General features: G+C 63.6%; 12 protein-coding genes. 7 read left to right on the top strand and 5 right to left on the bottom strand.

Annotated features, from left to right (window positions below; all coding sequences use genetic code 11):
- The first annotated feature begins 46 nt into the window (after positions 1-46).
- The 5 genes from folC (at position 47) to C0Z16_RS27040 (ending at position 6,041) form a co-directional block, all read left to right on the top strand.
- Positions 47-1,357, top strand: coding sequence for a bifunctional tetrahydrofolate synthase/dihydrofolate synthase (gene folC, locus C0Z16_RS27060; protein WP_102635155.1), 1,311 nt, complete (start codon positions 47-49; stop codon positions 1,355-1,357).
- 29 nt (positions 1,358-1,386) lie between these two features.
- Positions 1,387-2,331 carry an SPOR domain-containing protein gene (locus C0Z16_RS27055; protein ID WP_102635132.1) on the top strand — a complete coding sequence of 315 codons (945 nt, stop codon included), beginning with the start codon at positions 1,387-1,389 and terminating at the stop codon, positions 2,329-2,331.
- An 8-nt stretch (positions 2,332-2,339) separates the two neighbouring features.
- Positions 2,340-2,834 (top strand): CvpA family protein, encoded by a 495-nt coding sequence (locus C0Z16_RS27050; RefSeq protein ID WP_102635131.1) that lies wholly within the window; start codon positions 2,340-2,342, stop codon positions 2,832-2,834.
- A gap of 145 nt (positions 2,835-2,979) precedes the next feature.
- Complete coding sequence (gene purF / locus C0Z16_RS27045; RefSeq protein ID WP_102635130.1) at positions 2,980-4,530, top strand: amidophosphoribosyltransferase; 1,551 nt, start codon at positions 2,980-2,982, stop codon at positions 4,528-4,530.
- Between the two features lie 320 nt (positions 4,531-4,850).
- The gene (locus C0Z16_RS27040) at positions 4,851-6,041 is read left to right on the top strand and encodes an O-succinylhomoserine sulfhydrylase (RefSeq protein ID WP_102635129.1); all 1,191 of its coding nucleotides are present in this window, start codon (positions 4,851-4,853) and stop codon (positions 6,039-6,041) included.
- Between the two features lie 101 nt (positions 6,042-6,142).
- On the opposite strand, the gene C0Z16_RS27035 is transcribed toward C0Z16_RS27040, so the two are convergent.
- Both C0Z16_RS27035 and C0Z16_RS27030 read right to left on the bottom strand, forming a co-directional pair.
- Positions 6,143-6,943 (bottom strand): AraC family transcriptional regulator, encoded by an 801-nt coding sequence (locus tag C0Z16_RS27035; RefSeq protein ID WP_102635128.1) that lies wholly within the window; start codon positions 6,941-6,943, stop codon positions 6,143-6,145.
- A 37-nt stretch (positions 6,944-6,980) separates the two neighbouring features.
- Positions 6,981-7,322, bottom strand: a complete 342-nt coding sequence (locus tag C0Z16_RS27030) for an FKBP-type peptidyl-prolyl cis-trans isomerase (RefSeq protein WP_006047612.1) — start codon at positions 7,320-7,322, stop codon at positions 6,981-6,983.
- A 184-nt stretch (positions 7,323-7,506) separates the two neighbouring features.
- Between C0Z16_RS27030 and C0Z16_RS27025 the strand changes: the two genes are divergently transcribed.
- Positions 7,507-8,310: a sensor histidine kinase gene (locus C0Z16_RS27025; protein ID WP_102635127.1), complete on the top strand. Its 804-nt coding sequence runs from the start codon at positions 7,507-7,509 to the stop codon at positions 8,308-8,310.
- A gap of 92 nt (positions 8,311-8,402) precedes the next feature.
- A complete protein-coding gene (locus C0Z16_RS27020; RefSeq protein WP_102635126.1) occupies positions 8,403-9,746 on the top strand; it encodes a hemolysin family protein in 1,344 nt (447 codons plus the stop codon).
- Between the two features lie 60 nt (positions 9,747-9,806).
- Here the strand turns inward: C0Z16_RS27020 and treY are convergent, their stop codons facing one another.
- From treY to treZ, 3 genes are read right to left on the bottom strand one after another with little or no spacing between them, the layout of a single operon-like run.
- On the bottom strand, positions 9,807-12,662 hold the full coding sequence (treY, locus tag C0Z16_RS27015; RefSeq protein WP_102635125.1) for a malto-oligosyltrehalose synthase: 2,856 nt from the start codon (positions 12,660-12,662) through the stop codon (positions 9,807-9,809).
- Positions 12,659-14,884: a 4-alpha-glucanotransferase gene (gene malQ / locus C0Z16_RS27010; RefSeq protein WP_102635124.1), complete on the bottom strand. Its 2,226-nt coding sequence runs from the start codon at positions 14,882-14,884 to the stop codon at positions 12,659-12,661. Before malQ ends, treY begins: the two co-directional genes overlap by 4 nt.
- A complete protein-coding gene (gene treZ, locus C0Z16_RS27005; protein WP_102635123.1) occupies positions 14,881-16,800 on the bottom strand; it encodes a malto-oligosyltrehalose trehalohydrolase in 1,920 nt (639 codons plus the stop codon). The genes malQ and treZ overlap by 4 nt, the downstream gene beginning before the upstream one ends.
- Positions 16,801-16,857 lie beyond the last annotated feature (57 nt).

Below are 16,857 nucleotides of genomic sequence, written 5' to 3'. Positions count from 1 at the left end.
GCGCATGTTCGTCACACCGCTCAATGATTTTCTCGCGATTCACCCGATGACCACATTCCCCAACCTCGACGCGTGGCTCACGCACCTGGAATCCGCGCATCCGGTCGGCATCGACATGGGTCTCACACGCATCAGTCAGGTGCGCGACGCGATGCAACTGTCGTTCGCGTGCCCGGTGATCACGGTGGGCGGCACGAACGGCAAGGGCTCCACGTGCGCGATTCTCGAATCGATCCTGCTGCGCGCCGGTTTCACGGTGGGTTGCCATACTTCGCCGCATTTGCTGTCGTTTAACGAGCGGGCGCGGGTGAACGGCCAGATGGCGAGCGACGCGGATTTGCTGCCGCATTTCGAGAAAGTCGAAGCCGCGCGTTCGAGCCTTCCGGAACCGGTCACGCTGACCTACTTCGAGTTCACGACGCTGGCGATCATGAGCCTGTTCGCGTCGCGCGGACTCGACGCTGTGATTTTCGAAGTCGGCCTCGGTGGGCGCCTGGATGCGGTCAACATCCTTGATACCGACTGCGCGATCATCACCAGCATCGACATCGACCACACTCAATATCTCGGCGACACGCGCGAGAAAATCGCCCTCGAAAAGGCCGGCATTTTCCGTCCCGGCAAGCCGGCGATCTGCGCGGACCCGGTGCCGCCGCAAACGCTGATCGACCATGCCGAGCAGATCGGCGCCGAACTGTGGCTATTTGGCCGGGATTTCCGCTATGAAGGCCAGGCGGGCAGCGAGCGTCAGCAATGGAGCTACGTCGGCCCGACGCTGCGCCGTTCCGCGCTCGCCTATCCGGCATTGCGCGGCGCGAACCAACTGATCAATACCTCCGCGGCGCTGGCCGGTCTCGAAGCGCTGCGCGACCGTTTGCCGGTTTCGGCTCAGGACATCCGGCTGGGTCTCGCGAACGTCGAATTGCCGGGGCGTTTCCAGGTGCTGCCCGGCAAGCCGGCCATCGTGCTCGATGTGGGCCACAATCCGCACGCGGCCGCCGTGCTGAGTCAGAACCTCGGCAATATGGGCTTTTTCCCCTACACATACGGCGTGTTCGGAGCGATGGGCGATAAAGATATCGCCGGCATCCTCGCGCATCTGAAGGGCGAAATCGATCATTGGTGCGTGACCGATCTGCCGACACCGCGAGCGGCATCGGCGGAAGAACTGGGAGCCGCATTGCGCGAGCAGGGCGTGGGCGAGGGCGCCGACAGCACAGTGACGCGCTACGCCACGCCTGCCGAGGCTTACCAAGATGCGCTAAAACGGGCGTCAGAGAATGATAGAATCGTGGTCTTCGGCAGTTTCTATACGGTAGCGGGCGTCATGGCCTACCGTAAATCGCAGCAACACTGAACGGGCGCCACGCTCGAACCAAGCGATTCATGGGAATTTTCTCGTTCGGCAAGAAAGACGACGCGCCCAGCCGGCGCGGCGCAAACACCAGTTCCAACCGGGCTCCCCGTAGCGAGCGCGTGGAGCGGCGAACCCGCCGCACGGAGCGCACAGTCGATGCCGATGCGATGCTGCTCGACCCAACGTTGCCGGAAAAACAGCGCGCGCGGCGCCGGCTGGTTGGCGCGATCGCGATGGTCGTGGCAGCAGTTGTCATTCTGCCCATGGTGCTGGACTCGCATCCCAAGCCTGTCACTGACGACATCTCCATCGACATTCCCAGCCGTCCTGCGCCGAAGCTCGCGAAGCGTGACGAAGACACACAAGCCGGCGTAGCGCCGGACAATCCGACGCCGGACGCGGCACTCGCTGCTTCCGGCCTCGCGCCCGCGGCTCCGGCCGCGCAAACGCAGTCAGGCGCCGCAAAGCAGGCAGAGGCGAACGCGAAACCGACGCCCGCGGCCAAGCCGGCCGCGAAGCCGCAGGCGCCCGCCGTTGCCGCCAACACTGCGCCGACAGCCGCACCGGCGACGCCCGCAGTGGCCGAGAACTCGGCCACCAAACCGGCAAACAAACCGGCCGCCAAGCCCCCAGCGCGCGCCAACGCAACCGCCGCAGCGCCGAGCGTAGATGAAACCAACACGACAGCGGCCAGCGCGGACGCGAATTCGGGCACGCCAGCGTCGCCGCCCGGCAGCCGTTTCGCCGTCCAGCTCGGCGCTTTCGCAAACGAAGCCAACGCGCGCAATTGGGCGGTCAAGTTGAAAGCGGCCGGTGTGCCCGCATATACCGAACATCGGAAGCAGACTGACGGCACGACGCTCACGCTTTTGCGTGCCGGTCCGTTCGCGGACCGCGCGGCGGCGAGCGCCGCAATCGCGAAGGTGCGTGAGGTCGGCTTGACGTCGGCCGCGAACAGCGGCGCTGCACAGTAAAGCGAGCGATGTTCACTGCCTTCGACTACGCTGTAATGGCGGTGATCGGTTTGTCGGCCTTGCGCGGCACATGGCGCGGGTTTTTGTCCGAGGTGTTCGGGCTGATCGGCTGGATTGCGGCGTTCTTCATTGCTTGCCGCTTCGTCGGTTACGTCGTGCCTTATATCCCGTCGAACTGGCCGGGTGGCGCGTTGACCCAGTGGTTGCTGGCCTTCGCGTTGGTTGCGATCGGTGCGGTGCTGGTGGCGAGCGTGCTGAATGCGCTGCTCAGCCGTATCGTGCAGGCTACCGGCCTGAGCGGCGTGGACCGCTCGCTCGGTTTGATGTTCGGCCTCGTGCGCGGGGTCGTTCTGGTGCTGATTCTGGTCGCCCTTGCAGGCTTGACCGAACTGCCCCAACAGGAATTCTGGCGCAACGCCTTGCTGCGGCCTTATGCGGTAGAAGGCGTGCACGTAATGAAACCGCTGCTTCCGGAGACGCTCGCTGCTTACGTCCGCGTGTGACGATCAGGTGAGTGCCTAAGGAACGCCGCAGAACTCCGGCTCAAACCGGCTGCCTCTACATCATGTCGCGAACCCGTCGCGTCATATCGTGCGCTCGCGAGGCACCGGCCGCTCTGACGAATTTCGTACCTTTGAAGGACATGCCATGTGCGGCATCGTAGGCGTAGTTTCCCATTCTCCGGTCAACCAGCTGATCTATGACAGCCTGCTGCTTTTGCAGCACCGCGGTCAGGACGCCGCCGGCATCGCCACGGCGAACGGCAGCAATTTCCACATGCACAAGGCCAACGGCATGGTGCGCGACGTGTTCCGCACGCGCAACATGCGCAGCCTGCCGGGCAATACCGGTATCGGCCAGGTGCGCTACCCGACCGCCGGTTCGGCGTCGAGCGAAGAAGAAGCCCAGCCGTTCTATGTGAACGCGCCGTTCGGCATCATCCTCGCGCACAACGGCAATCTGACCAACTGGCAGCAGCTGAAAGATGAGATGTTCCGCATCGATCGCCGCCACATCAACACGAATTCCGACACCGAAGTGATGCTCAACGTGCTTGCGCACGAATTGCAGCTTTCCAGCTCGGGACTGCAACTCGATCCGGCCGCGCTGTTCAAGGCTGTGTCGGGCGTGCATCGCCGTGTGCGGGGTTCATATGCGATCGTTTCGCTGATCGCCGGTTACGGTCTGCTGGCTTTTCGTGACCCGTTTGGCATTCGTCCGCTTTGCCTCGGCAAGCAGGAAACGGCGGAAGGCGTCGAGTGGATTCTGGCGTCGGAGTCGGTGGCGATCGAAGGTATCGGGTTTGAATTCGTGCGGGATGTGTCCCCGGGCGAAGCGGTGTTCATCGACCTCGACGGCAACTTGCACTCGCAGCAATGCGCAACGAACCCGAGCCTGAACCCGTGCATTTTCGAACTCGTGTATCTGGCGCGTCCGGACTCGGTGCTCGACGGCGTGCCGGTCTACAACGTGCGTCTGCGCATGGGCGACTATCTCGCCGAGAAGATCCGGCGCGAACTGCCCGACGTCGCCATTGACGTCGTCATGCCGATTCCCGATTCGTCCCGTCCGGCCGCGATGCAAGTGGCCAAGAAGCTGGGCGTCGAGTATCGCGAAGGATTCTTCAAGAACCGTTATGTCGGCCGCACGTTCATCATGCCGGGCCAGGCGGTGCGCAAAAAGTCGGTGCGCCAGAAGCTGAACGCCATGGGCATCGAGTTCAAGGGCAAGAACGTGCTGATCGTCGACGACTCCATCGTGCGCGGCACCACTTCCCATGAGATCGTGCAGATGGCGCGCGATGCCGGCGCGAACAAGGTGATCTTCGCTTCGGCGGCGCCGCCGGTGAAATTCCCGAACGTCTACGGTATCGACATGCCGACGCGCGGCGAGCTCGTCGCTCATGGCCGCTCAGACGAAGAAGTCGCACGCATGATCGGCGCGGATCATCTGGTCTATCAGGACGTCGATGCGCTGAAGCAGGCGGTGCGCGACATCAATCCGGCGCTGAAGGAGTTCGAAGCGTCGTGTTTCGACGGCAACTACGTGACCGGGGACGTGACGACCGAGTATCTGGACCGCATCGAAACCGCACGTCTCGCACCGTCGTCGCAATCGGATCGCGATGCCGCGAGCGAAGCGATTGACGGCGGCGGTCCCGCACGCTCGCAGCTGCATCTGCAGCTGTCGGTAGGCTGAGCGCCGGCCGAGCCATCGCGTTCACGGCATGGCGTGGCTTGCTGCACGCCGCGCCGCTAGCGTGTTAGCATGAGGGCTTGCGTCGATTTGATCTCAGCTTGCGGACGCGGGGCAACCCGAAACAGCTAAAGCGAATGGTGGAAAAGCCGCAATCCTCCCCCTCCGCTCCAGCTTTCCCCCGCACATGAAGCCCGCTTGTATCGACGCATAAGCGCCGACGCAAAAAGCGGGCTTTTTTGTTGCTGCCGTTCTGCGCGCGTCTCGTTGTACAGAAGCCGCGCGCAGAACGCAGTCATGGAACAACGGAAACCACAAACAACATGGACGACTCCCTGAACTTCGATACGCTTGCAGTCCGCTCGGGCACCGTGCGCAGTAACTTCAACGAGCATTCGGAAGCGATTTTCCTGACCTCGAGCTTTGTCTTCGCGAGTGCGGCGGACGCGGCCGAGCGCTTCAAAAACTCCGAAGACTACTACACGTACTCGCGCTTCACGAACCCGACTGTCTCGATGTTCCAGGACCGTCTGGCCGCGCTCGAAGGCGGCGAGGCGTGCATGGCAACCGCTTCGGGGATGGCCGCGATCATGTCCGTGGTGATGTCAACGCTGCAAGCCGGCGACCATCTGGTCAGCTCGCAGGCGCTGTTCGGTTCCACGCTCGGCATGTTCTCGCAGATTTTCAGCAAGTTCGGCATTACGACGACGTTCGTCGATCCGACCGATCTCGACGCGTGGAAAAACGCCGTGCGTCCTGAGACGAAGATGTTCTTCCTTGAAACGCCGTCGAATCCCCTCACGGAAGTCGCCGATATTGAAGCGATTGGCAAGATCGCCAAGGCCGCGAATGCATTGTTCGTGGTCGACAACTGTTTTTGCAGCCCGGCTTTGCAGCAGCCGTTGAAGCTGGGCGCCGACGTCGTCATGCATTCGGCCACCAAGTTCCTCGACGGCCAGGGGCGTGTGTTGGGCGGCGCGCTGGTCGGCTCGAAGAAATTCATCATGGAGAAGGTGTTTCCGTTCGTGCGTAGCACCGGGCCGACGCTGTCCGCGTTCAATGCATGGGTGCTGCTCAAGGGTCTGGAAACGCTATCGCTGCGCGTCGAGAAGCAGTCGGCGAATGCGCTTGAAATAGCGCGCTGGCTCGACACGCACCCTGCGGTGAATCGGGTGTTCTATCCGGGTCTCGAATCGCATCCGCAATATGCGCTGGCCATGCGTCAGCAGAAGGCCGGTGGCGCGATCGTCTCATTCGAGTTGAAGGGCGATACGCCGGAGCAGATGCGCGCGAATGCCTGGCGCGTGATCGACAGCACGAAGATCTGCTCGATCACGGGCAACCTCGGCGACACACGTACGACCATCACGCATCCCGCGACGACCACGCATGGCCGCGTGACGCCGGAAGCGCGCGCGGCGGCGGGCATCACCGAAGGCTTGATTCGTCTCGCCGTGGGGCTGGAAAACGCGGCGGATGTCCGGGCCGATCTGGAGCGCGGTCTCGCAGGCTAAGTTATCGGAAAGAGTGGGTACCCAGCGCGCTGAGCTTGCCTGTCAGCGCGCTTTTTTATGCCGCGACGCTCGACTGAGGGCAATGTTCGACGCAGCAACGCTCAATGCCGCAACGCGCGCCATTGGCCGGGCGCGAGCCCGAACCGCCGCGTGAACGCGTGCGTATAAGCGCTTTGATCGCCGAAGCCGATGTCCAATGCGATGTCCGTCAGCGAAAGGCGCGGATCGGCGAGTAACATGAGCGACGTATCGAGCCGCAGGCGCTGCAAATAGCGATGCGGCGTTTCGCCGAACGCTTCGATAAAGAGTTGATGAAAGCGCCGCATGCCGAAGCCGCAATGCGCGGCGAGGTCGGCGATGCGCAAGGGCTCCGACAAATGCGCGCGCAACCAGCGGTCGATTCGCGCGAAGTCGAGTCCCGCGCCGGGCGCTTCAACGCCCGCCGTTGTCGCCGCGCCGGCTACCAGCGCCGCGCCGAGGCGTGCGGCTGCATCCCAATGGAAACGCCGGGCGTCGAGGTCGGCCGGCCGCGCACCGTCCGCATGGTCGGACCTGTTCGCAGCAGCGTGTGAGGCGATGCGATGCACGAGTTCCGTGAGCGATGCATTGACGGTAACGGCTCGCGCGCGGTCGAACAGACGTTCCGGCACGGCGAGCGTTGTGGCCGGAAGATCCAGCACCACCTGGCGGTTTTCGCCGAGACCCGCATAATCGTGCCGCGCGCCCGCAGGAATCAGCCAGGCGCAGCGCGCGTCGATTCGTTGCGCAACACCGTCTACCGCCATCACCATCGCGCCGTCGAGCCCGAGCACGACCTGATGAAAGTCGTGCACGTCCGACGCTTCTGTCGCGTCGAAGCGGCGCAGCGAAACGCTAGGTGCGGTAACGGCGGCGTGAGTCATCGGAAATGCGCAACGACAAACTGCAAACGGCGAGGGTTTAGACGTCCAGCAATTCGACTTCGAACACGAGCGTCGCATTCGGCGGAATCACGCCGCCCGCGCCACGCACGCCGTAGCCGAGTTGCGGCGGGATGGTGAGCTTGCGCGTGCCGCCAACTTTCATGCCCTGCACGCCTTCGTCCCAACCCTTGATGACCATGCCGCCGCCGAGCACGAACGCGAACGGGTCGTTGCGGTCCTTGCTCGAGTCGAACTTCTGACCGTCGGTCAGCCAGCCGGTGTAGTGCACGCTGACGGTTTTGCCCGCCACCGCTTCCGCGCCCGTTCCTTCAACGATGTCTTCGTATTTCAAGCCGGATTCGGTAGTCACTGTCGACATGTGTCGCTCCTCAGTTCAAAAATGTAAAACCGACATTGTAGGCGCGTTGGCACACTGCGGTCGAACAACGCGGCGTGGCACGCGGATTGCGTCCTGATCGGCCATCCGGCCAGGCTGGTGGCGCCCGGCGGCGTGCCTATAATGGGGCTTTCCCAATCATCATGCATTGCCTGAGAGGTCGATCGTGACAACGTCTTCAACCGGAACCGCGGGCGCACAACCGGTGACTTCCGGCTTCGCCGTATCCGAACGCACCGCGCATCTGCGTGCCGAAACCGCGCTCTTCATGCGCGACCACGTGCTTTCTCTGGTGTCGCACGATCTGCGCGGTCCGTTGAACGCTATCCATAGCTGGGCGTATGTGCTCGAGCGCAAGCTCGATCCCAACGACCCCAACTCGCAGCGTGCCGTTACCGGCATCCGCAATGGCGTGGATCAGCAGGTCAAGCTGCTGGAAACGATTGTCGACACCACGCGCGCCGAGACCCGGGCCCTCGCGCTCGCGTACGAGCCGTTCCCGCTGCATCCGTTGCTCGATGAAAGCGCCGAAGAAGTACGCATGGGACTCGCGCGTACGCGAGGCGTCGAAATCGTGATGAACTCGCAACTCGCCACCGAGCAACTGAATGGCGACCGTGAGCGTCTTGCCGCCGCACTGTGGGTGATGCTCACGTTTGCCGTCGAAGCCAGCGCGCAGGGTGCGACTACTACGCTCGCATCGCGCGCGGACGCAACCCATTGGCATGCAGCGGTCACCTACGAGACCAGCACCGCACTGGACGATCCCGCGCTGCCTCATGTGCTCGAAACGTTCGCGCGCAAGCAGGCTCGCGAACCGCGCGAAGCGAACCGCATTGCGTGGGTGCTTGCATTATGCAAGCGTGTTGCAGAAGCGCATGGCGGCAGTTTCGAGCAACAGGATGCAAGCGGAAGTGCCCAGGCGACACTCGCGTTGCGTATCCCGTTGAGTGCCCAGGCAGCCAGGTGAGCGGCAACGCCCGGCGCGTGCCGTGCGCGATTAAGTTTTCGGCAAGCTTTCACCCTCTATACTGACAACTTTTGTTGCCGGAGCCCTCCGCTTTGATCCAGGTTGTCGCCCTTATCGGTGCATTGCTTCTCGTCGCCCTGAACGGCTTCTTTGTCGCCGCTGAATTCGGCCTGGTCAAATTGCGGCAGACGCGCGTGCAAAGCCTCGCGGCAAGACACGGCATGCGCGGACGTTTGCTCGCCAAGGTGCATGGCCGCCTCGACGCCTATTTGTCCGCCTGCCAGCTTGGTATTACGCTCGCATCGCTTGGGCTCGGCTGGATCGGCGAGCCGGCGTTTGCTGAATTGCTCACGCCGCTTTTCAGTCTGGCCGGCGTGGAATCGGAGAAGCTGATTCACGGCATTTCGCTGTTCTTCGCGTTCTCATGCATTTCGTTTCTGCATATCGTGGTTGGAGAATTGGCACCGAAGTCGCTGGCGATTCGCGAGGCGGAGAAAGTCTCGCTGTGGGCCGCCACTCCGCTATATGGCTTTTACTGGGTGATGTATCCGTTCATCTGGGTGCTCAACACGAGCGCGAACGCGGTGCTGAAGCTCGCCGGTCTCCACGCCGAGCATTCGCACGACTCGCACTATTCCACCGACGAGCTCAAGCTGATCCTGCGCAGCCGCCGTACCAATGTCGCGTCGGAACGCGGTGCGCCGGAAGACGCCTATAGCCAGGACGAGTGGAACACCATTGCGCATTCGCTGGATTTTTCCCGCATGACCGTGTCGGACCTGATGCGCCCCGCCTATGAAATGATCGGCTTGCGGCTCGACCTGCCGTTGCGCGAAAACATGCATGTGGTCGCGCGGCATCGCTTCAGTCGCTATCCGCTGTTCGAGGACGCCTCCGGCGAGCGCGTGGCCGGCATGATCCATTTGAAGGATCTGCTGCTGGCGCGCCATGCGGGCAGTACGCTTGACGATCTCTCCCAATACGCGCGCCCCGTTCAATACGTCAAGCCGGAAATGCCGGCGCTCGAACTGTTTCGCCGCTTCCGCAAGGGCGCGCCGCATTTTGCGCTGGTCGGGCACAAGAATTCCAAGCCGATCGGTTTTCTCACGCTCGACAATCTGCTCGGCGCGCTGGTCGGCCAGATCCACGACGAATTCCGTCAGGGCGACGCGGACTGGACGCGCATGGACGACGGCACGTTGATGGGCAAGGGCAGCCTGCCGGTGGTGTCGCTGGAGCGCGCGTTGGGAATCGATATCGACGAAGGCAAAGCCGAATCGGTCGGCGGCCTCGTGATTCAGGCCCTCAACGACCTGCCCACCGAAGGGCAACGAGTCGAATTCGATCCCTTCGACGTGGTGGTCAAAAAGATGAAAGGCCCGCGCATCGTGCTCGTGCGCGTGTACCCGAAAGTTTTCGACGACGAAGGCGGTTAGAGCTCACGGCTTCAACGCCTTCGTTCGCCGAACAGCAGCTGAAAACTCAAAGGGCCGCCATCAACTGCGCGGCACGCCATCCTCGACTAGCACGGCAATGGGCATCGCCGCGAGCGCATCGCGCAAACACAGCAGACCGTTCTCATCGACCTTCGGCGCAGCCGGACTCAACCAGTCGAACAAGGCTCGCGCCGACAGATCGGCCGGCATCTCAATGGCGGTGTCCTCCCATTTCGCCGGATCGACCAACGGTAAATCGCCTTCGTCGCCGAGCAGTCCGGCAGCGAGCCGGCTCGCCACGACGACGGCCCACGCATTGCCATGCCGCCGCGCAAACGCAATCACATTCGACGCATGCGCGCCGCGCACAGTTAGCGGCAGATACGTGCCCTGACTCAGCAATTCCGGCGAATGCGCGCGCAATGCGAGGACTCGCTGCACGACCGCGAGCTTCACGCGGCCATTGCGCCAGGTCGAGAGGAATTCCGATGGCGGCGACTCCGCGAGCCACGCTGCGCGCCGCTCGAAATCGACCGGCCGTCGATTGTCTGGATCGACGAGACTGAAGTCCCACAACTCGGTGCCTTGATATAGATCGGGAATCCCAGGCGATGCAAGCCGCAACACGGTCTGCTGCAAACTGTTGAGCGCGCCGGCGCGGGAAATCCTCGCGACGAACGCGGTCAGTTCCTTCAGGAATCCGTCGCGCCGCTGCGGCGCAAGAATGTCGAACAGGAAATCGCGGCAACCGGCCTCGTAGGCTTCGTCGGGCCTAAACCAGTTGGTTTGCAGCTTCGCTTCGCGCAGCGCCTTCAACTGCCATTGCGCGACCCGCTCGGCCAATGCCTTGACGCCGGCTTCGTCGTCCGGCTTCAGGTCCGGCGGCCAGCAGCCGACCAGCGTCTGATACAGCATCGCTTCGGCGGCGGGGCCGGGCGCCCAGTCGTAGCTCGTGTCCTGGCTGACACTGCTGATCGGCTTGCCGTCGAGCGAACGACGCTGCGGCGCGTTCAAGGTCGACCACGCGCGCAAGGTCGCGGTCCAGTCCGACGCGATCTCGCTGAGAACCGCGAGGCGGGCGCGCACGTCTTCGCCGCGCTTGTGATCGTGGGTGGCGGTGGCGAGCATCGCGTGAGGAAAGCGCTGCGAGCGCTCGACGTTGCCCGCGTGAAACTGGTCGACCGACAACGCGAATTCGCCTGCATCGGCGCCTACTTCGTTGCGCGACAGAAGCCTGCCATAGCGATAGCACGCCGTATCTTCGACGGCTTTTGCGGCGACCGGCGCGGTCAACTGCGAGAACAGCGTTTGCGCGGTGCGCCGTGCCGAACCGGCATGATTCGGCGGCGCGCCGTTCTGTGCCTGTTGCGGCTGCCCGTGGCGCCCCGCCGGCGCTTCTTCAGCGCTGCCGCCGAGCCAGGCGTTGACGCGCTCCAGCACGCCATGATCCGCGCGCGAGAGCGTCGCGCGCGCGCCGGCCAACGCATGCTCGAAGAACACATTGTCGGCGGCGCTGCGCAGGCCGTTCTGCGGATAGATGCGGTACACGGGAAAATGCACGACCAGCCCGGTCAGCACGCGGCGCAGCGTCGTGAACGTGTAGTCGCGCGTGGCTAAAGAGTCGCGCGCAATGCGATGCAGCGCGCGTGCGGCCCGGTCGAGTTCCGCCGATAGATTCTCCGCGAGAATCTTGCGCCGCGCGGCCAATGCTTCGTCTGCGAAATGAGGGCTGCGGCCCGTGAGTTCGGTCCACGCCTGCGCGAGCGGCTCCGCGCCAGCCGGGTCGTGCAACAGCGCGCCCACGTCGTTCATGAAATCGTAGCCGGTCGTGCCGTCCACCGGCCAATCGTCACGCAGCGGTTCGCCGCGCGCGAGGATTTTTTCGACGACCACATACGGCGCGGTATCGCGCAATTCCGTGAGACGTTGCCGCAGTCGCTGACAATATTCGCGCGGTTCCGCGAGGCCGTCCACGTGATCGATCCGCAGACCGTCGATCAGCCCTTCCTGATAGAGACGAAAGACGAGCGCATGCGTGGCCTCGAATACTTCCGGGCGTTCCGCGCGCACGGCGGCGAGCGTGGAAATGTCGAAGAAACGACGCCAGTTCACTTCGTCGGCGGCGGTACGCCACCACGCGAGACGGAAATGCTGGCGTTCGAGCAGCCGATGCAAGCGGTCGCGCGTGAGCGGATCTTCGGGCGCATACGTTTGCAGCGCGAACTCGATGGCCGATTCGCCGCTTTGCGCGACGAACTCGCGCAACATGTCGCGGCCTTCGGCGGCGCGCGGCTGATCGGTGGGCTGCGTCGTCAGTCCGTGGAAGCGTTCGGCGAGCGCACTCAGATCGGCGCGATCGGCACTTTGAAGGATCGACGCGTAATCGGTCGGGCACACCGGAAATACGTGCGGCCCGTAGCCGACATAAAAGCGCCCACTGTCCGCGGCGAAATGCAGCGCGATGCGGCCCGACGCGAGTTCGTCGCCATAAGGCGCGCCGAGTGTCGGCAGCAGCACTTTGCCGCGCAAGGCCGGATCGGGCGAATGCCAGTCGACGTCGAAGTGACGCGCGTAAGTGCTGTGACGTCCCCATTCGAGAATATCGAGCCACCAGGCGTTGCTCGACCCGCCGATGCCCATATGGTTCGGCACCAGGTCGACGATCAGTCCCATCTCACGCGCGCGCAGTTTGTCGACGAGGCGCTTCAAGCCCGCTTCGCCGCCGCATTCGGCGCTTACCTGGGTGTAGTCGACGGTGTCGTAGCCGTGCATCGAGCCGGGCTCGGCGGTCGTGATGGGCGACGCGTACACGTGGCTGATGCCGAGCGCCGCGAAGTAGTCGACGTGCCTCGCGGCATCGTCGAAGGTGAAGCCTCGGTGGAACTGGAGGCGAAGCGTGGAGCGCGGGACGGTCATGGCGTATCAGGCCCCGAAGAAGTGTTGGCTGATGGAGTGGAAAGAGTCGCTGCGCTGCGCGCCCGGTCGACCGCGAGCAGCCGGTCGCAAAAGGTGTCATCCAGAAACATTGCGTCGATGGGCAGGCTCATGCGCCGGCGCCAGTTCGGATGCTCGTCAATCGAGCCCGGTAAGTTCGGCTGCTCGCTCTGCGCAAGCAGGTCTTCGAGAGGAAACGTGACGAGCGGGCCGGGCGTTGCCGCGACAAATGCGAGGGCTTCGTCGACGGGCGGGCTCCCGGGCGGAGGCGGCTGGACATCCGGCGCGGCCACGCCCGCTTCCTGAAAGGCACGCCACAGTTCGGCGCGGTCGCTCGCGCGCTGTTCCTGCGCGGCTTCCTCAGGATCGCGGCCATCGGGGCGCGCCATGGTCTGGCCGATCTTGTTGCGCCATGTGATGTCGCTGCCGAGCCACCAACCGGCCACGGTCGGCAGATCGTGCGTGGTGGTCGTGCCAACCGCATTGCGGTCCCAGGCTTGTGGCGGCTTGAAGCCGGTGCCGCCCTCGCCATGTTCAAACCACAGCACGCGAATACCGGCGATGCCGTGCTCGTCGAGCCGCTCGCGAAAACCAGGCGGCACGGTGCCGAGATCTTCGCCGATTACGATAGCGCGATGCCGCCACGATTCGAGCGCGATCAGACGCAGCAGATCTTCGAGCGGATAGCGCAGATACGCGCCGTTGCGCGCGCTTTCGCCTTCGGGCACGAGCCATAGACGACGCAAGCCGAGAATGTGATCGATGCGGATGCCGCCCGCGTGCGCAAACGCGGCCCGCAGCATGTCGATGAACGCGGAGAAGCCTTGCGTGCGCATCGCGCGCGGCGAGAAGGTAGTGAGGCCCCAACTTTGGCCGGCCTGGTTGAACAGGTCGGGCGGCGCGCCGACGGAAACGCCTTGCAGCATGTCGTCGCAATACGACCATGCATGACTGCCGGCGCTATCGCATCCGACCGCGAGGTCGGCGATCAGACCGACGGCCATGCCGGCGTCGTGCGCCGCTTGCTGCGCGTGCGATAAACCCTTCGCGGCAAGCCATTGCAGAAAGAGATGGAAGTCGACTTCATGGCGATGGGCCTTGGCGAACGCATCGACTTCGGGGCTGCGCGGATCGCGCAACGCTTGCGGCCAGTTGCGCCAATGGCCGTTGCCGCCGTGCGCGAACTGCGCGGCTTGTAGCGCTTCAAAACGCGCGTGGTCTTCGAGCGCACGTCCCGCGCGTTCACAGAAGCCGTGAAATTCGAGCACGCGCGGAGTGTCCTGCATGCCGCCGTGTGCGCGCTCCTGCGCGCAGAAATTTTCGAAGAGGGCGCGCAGCACTTTGAGCTTCAGCACGACCGCGTTCGGCCAGTCGATCAGCGGCAAGCCTTCGAGTTCCGACCATGCGTCGGCGGCCTGTACCGACTCCATCGCGGCGCGCGCGGCGTCCGCTCCGAACACCGCCGCCGGATCGATATGCGTGACGTTCAACCACAAACGCGACGAGGGCGAATACGGGCTGAAGCGATTCGGCTCCGCGCTGAACATCGCATGCGTCGGGCTGACGGCAAGCGCATGCGCGCCGCGTTTCCCGCTTTCGGCCGCGATGCGCGCAAGCGCCGAATAATCGCCGATGCCGCCATCGCCCGCGCGGCGCAAACCGTACAACTGCGCGGCGATGCCCCAGAGCGGCGGAGCTGGCGCGTCGTCGTTGCCATCGCCATTGTTATTGTGCAAGGTGCGCCATGCATCGGCGACCGTATAGCAGCGCGACGGCGCCACCGCGAGCGTGATGCGCTGCTCGTGGATCACGAGCGTGTGATAGCCCGGTTCGTCGATCGGCGCGAGCAACGCCTGCTCGCCTTTCGGCGCGGTAAAGCGTCCGTCGATGATGGAGCCGCTTTCCAGTTCAATCCGATAATGGCTGCCCGACTTCAACGCCGAAGCTGGCAACGCAATGCCACGCCCGATTTCAGCGGTCATTAGCGGCGGCAGCTTGCGGCCTGACAATTCGGCTTCCAGCGTCGCGGCGCTTTGCCGGACCTGGGTGGCGTTGCCGCACGGCAAGCCCATCCGTTCGAGCAACACCGAAAGCGTGTTCTCAGGCACGCGATGCACCTTGTGATGCGCGTCTTCCCACTCCACCTCGAAACCGGCGCGGGTCGCGAGCGTGGCGATCGTATCGTTAGGGCGTCGGGTGCTCACGTGCGGCGCTCCTCTTTGCCGACAATGCGTGCATCGTGACCGATCGCATAGTCGTTGATTTCGCCGGTGAGCCACGCGACGAACGCATTGGGCGGCAGCACGTTCGCGTCGATCTGTTCGCGCACGCGCGGCGGCGTTTCGAAAATGACCTTGCCAGCAGGCACATTGTTGAACCGGACGCTTTCCTTCGACAGATTCAGCGCGAACGACAGCGTCTCGCCGTCGCCCAGTTTCCAGCGCGCGATCAACGCGTTCACGTCGTCGCCGTTCCCGGTGGTCAGCACCGTTGCGTCGAGCGTCTTGCCGTGTTTCAGGCGCGGCGTGATTAATTTCGCGCGCACCGTCAGCGCGGATTTGTAGAAATGCATCCAGTCGAGCCGGTCTTTCGCATCGTCGTTTTGCGCGGGCGCCGTTACAGGCTCAGGCGGCGACGATGCGGCGAACGTCTTGACATCGTTGGGATCGGGAATTTGCGCGCGACGCGCTTCGTCGCTGAATGACGAGAAGCGCGCGAACTCGCGACGCCGTCCTTCGCGCACGGCGTCGGCGAGATCGCCGGTGTAGTCGGTGAAGAACAGGAAGGGCTGCGTGGAACCGTATTCCTCGTCCATGAACAGCAGCGGAATTTGCGGCGACAGCAGCAGCAAGCCGGTGGCCGCGCGCAATGCGTCGTCTGAGGTCAGCTTGCGCAGACGCTCGCCGAATGCGCGATTGCCGATCTGATCGTGGTTCTGCAGGAACATCACGAACGACGTGGGCGGCAAATGCCCGCTCGATTCGCCGCGCGGTGCGCCGTCGTGAATCGGCGACGGATCGCCTTGATACGCAAAGCCTTCAGAGAGCACGCGCGCGAGACGGCGGATCGGCTGATCTTCGTACGCGTGGTAATAGCCCTCGGTCTCGCCGGTGAGCAGAACGTGCAGCGTGTTATGCGCGTCATCGTTCCATTGCGCGTTGAAGTGCTTCTCGAGCAGACTCGCGCTGTTGTGCTCGTTTTCGAGCACCAGATGCACATGCCGGCCATGCTGCACGTTGGCGCGGATATGGTCGGACAGCTCGCGCAGCCACGCATGATTGTCGATAGCGTGGACCGCGTCGAAGCGTAATCCGTCGATGCGATATTCGTTGATCCAGTAGACGGCGTTGTCCATGAAGAAGTCGCTGACTTCACTGCGCTCGAAGTCGATTGCGGGTCCCCACGGCGTATGCGTGCCTTCGCGGAAAAACGAGCGTGCGTATTCGTGCAGATAGTTGCCGTCCGGGCCGAAGTGGTTATAGACCACGTCGAGAAACACCATCAGCCCGAGACCGTGCGCGGCGTCGATCAGTGCTTTCAGTTCTTCGGGACGGCCGTACGCGGAATCAGGTGCATACGGCAGCACGCCGTCATAACCCCAATTGTGCTTGCCGGGAAAGTCGTTCAACGGCATCAGTTCGATGGCGCTCACGCCGAGCGCGACGAGCGCCGGCAAGCGCTTCTGCACGCCCGCATAGCCGCCCATTGCGCCGACGTGCAGTTCGTACAACACCGTTTCTTCCCACGGCCGGCCGTGCCAGTCACAGTGTTCCCAACGGTACGCGCGCGGGTCGATGACTTCGCTCGGGCCGTGCACGTCTTGCGGCTGGAAGCGCGACGCCGGATCGGGCACCGCGTTGCCGTCATCCAGCCGGAAACGGTACAACGTGCCCGCGCCGCTATCGACGCTCGCTTCGAACCAGCCGTTTGCCGCCGGCGTCATCTCATGCGCGCCTTGCACCGGGCCGTTTTCGATTTCCACCTGGACGCTTTTGCAGGAAGGCGCCCAGAAACGAAAGCGCGTACGCGGGTTCGTCCCTTTAGGCCCTAGCAATTGCGCGCCGAACGGCAGGCAATGAGCGTAGTGATGCGCGTGAGGATCGATCGGATTTTCGGACATGACTCTTCACCATTCGGTTTTGCTCTCGGGTGCTCACGCGCCGTTCGCGTGTCGCCG

Source organism: Paraburkholderia rhynchosiae, assembly GCF_002879865.1.
Classification (GTDB): Bacteria; Pseudomonadota; Gammaproteobacteria; order Burkholderiales; family Burkholderiaceae; genus Paraburkholderia; species Paraburkholderia rhynchosiae.
The sequence above is the reverse complement of the archived record's forward strand: the minus strand, read 5'-3'. Positions and strand labels throughout refer to the sequence as shown.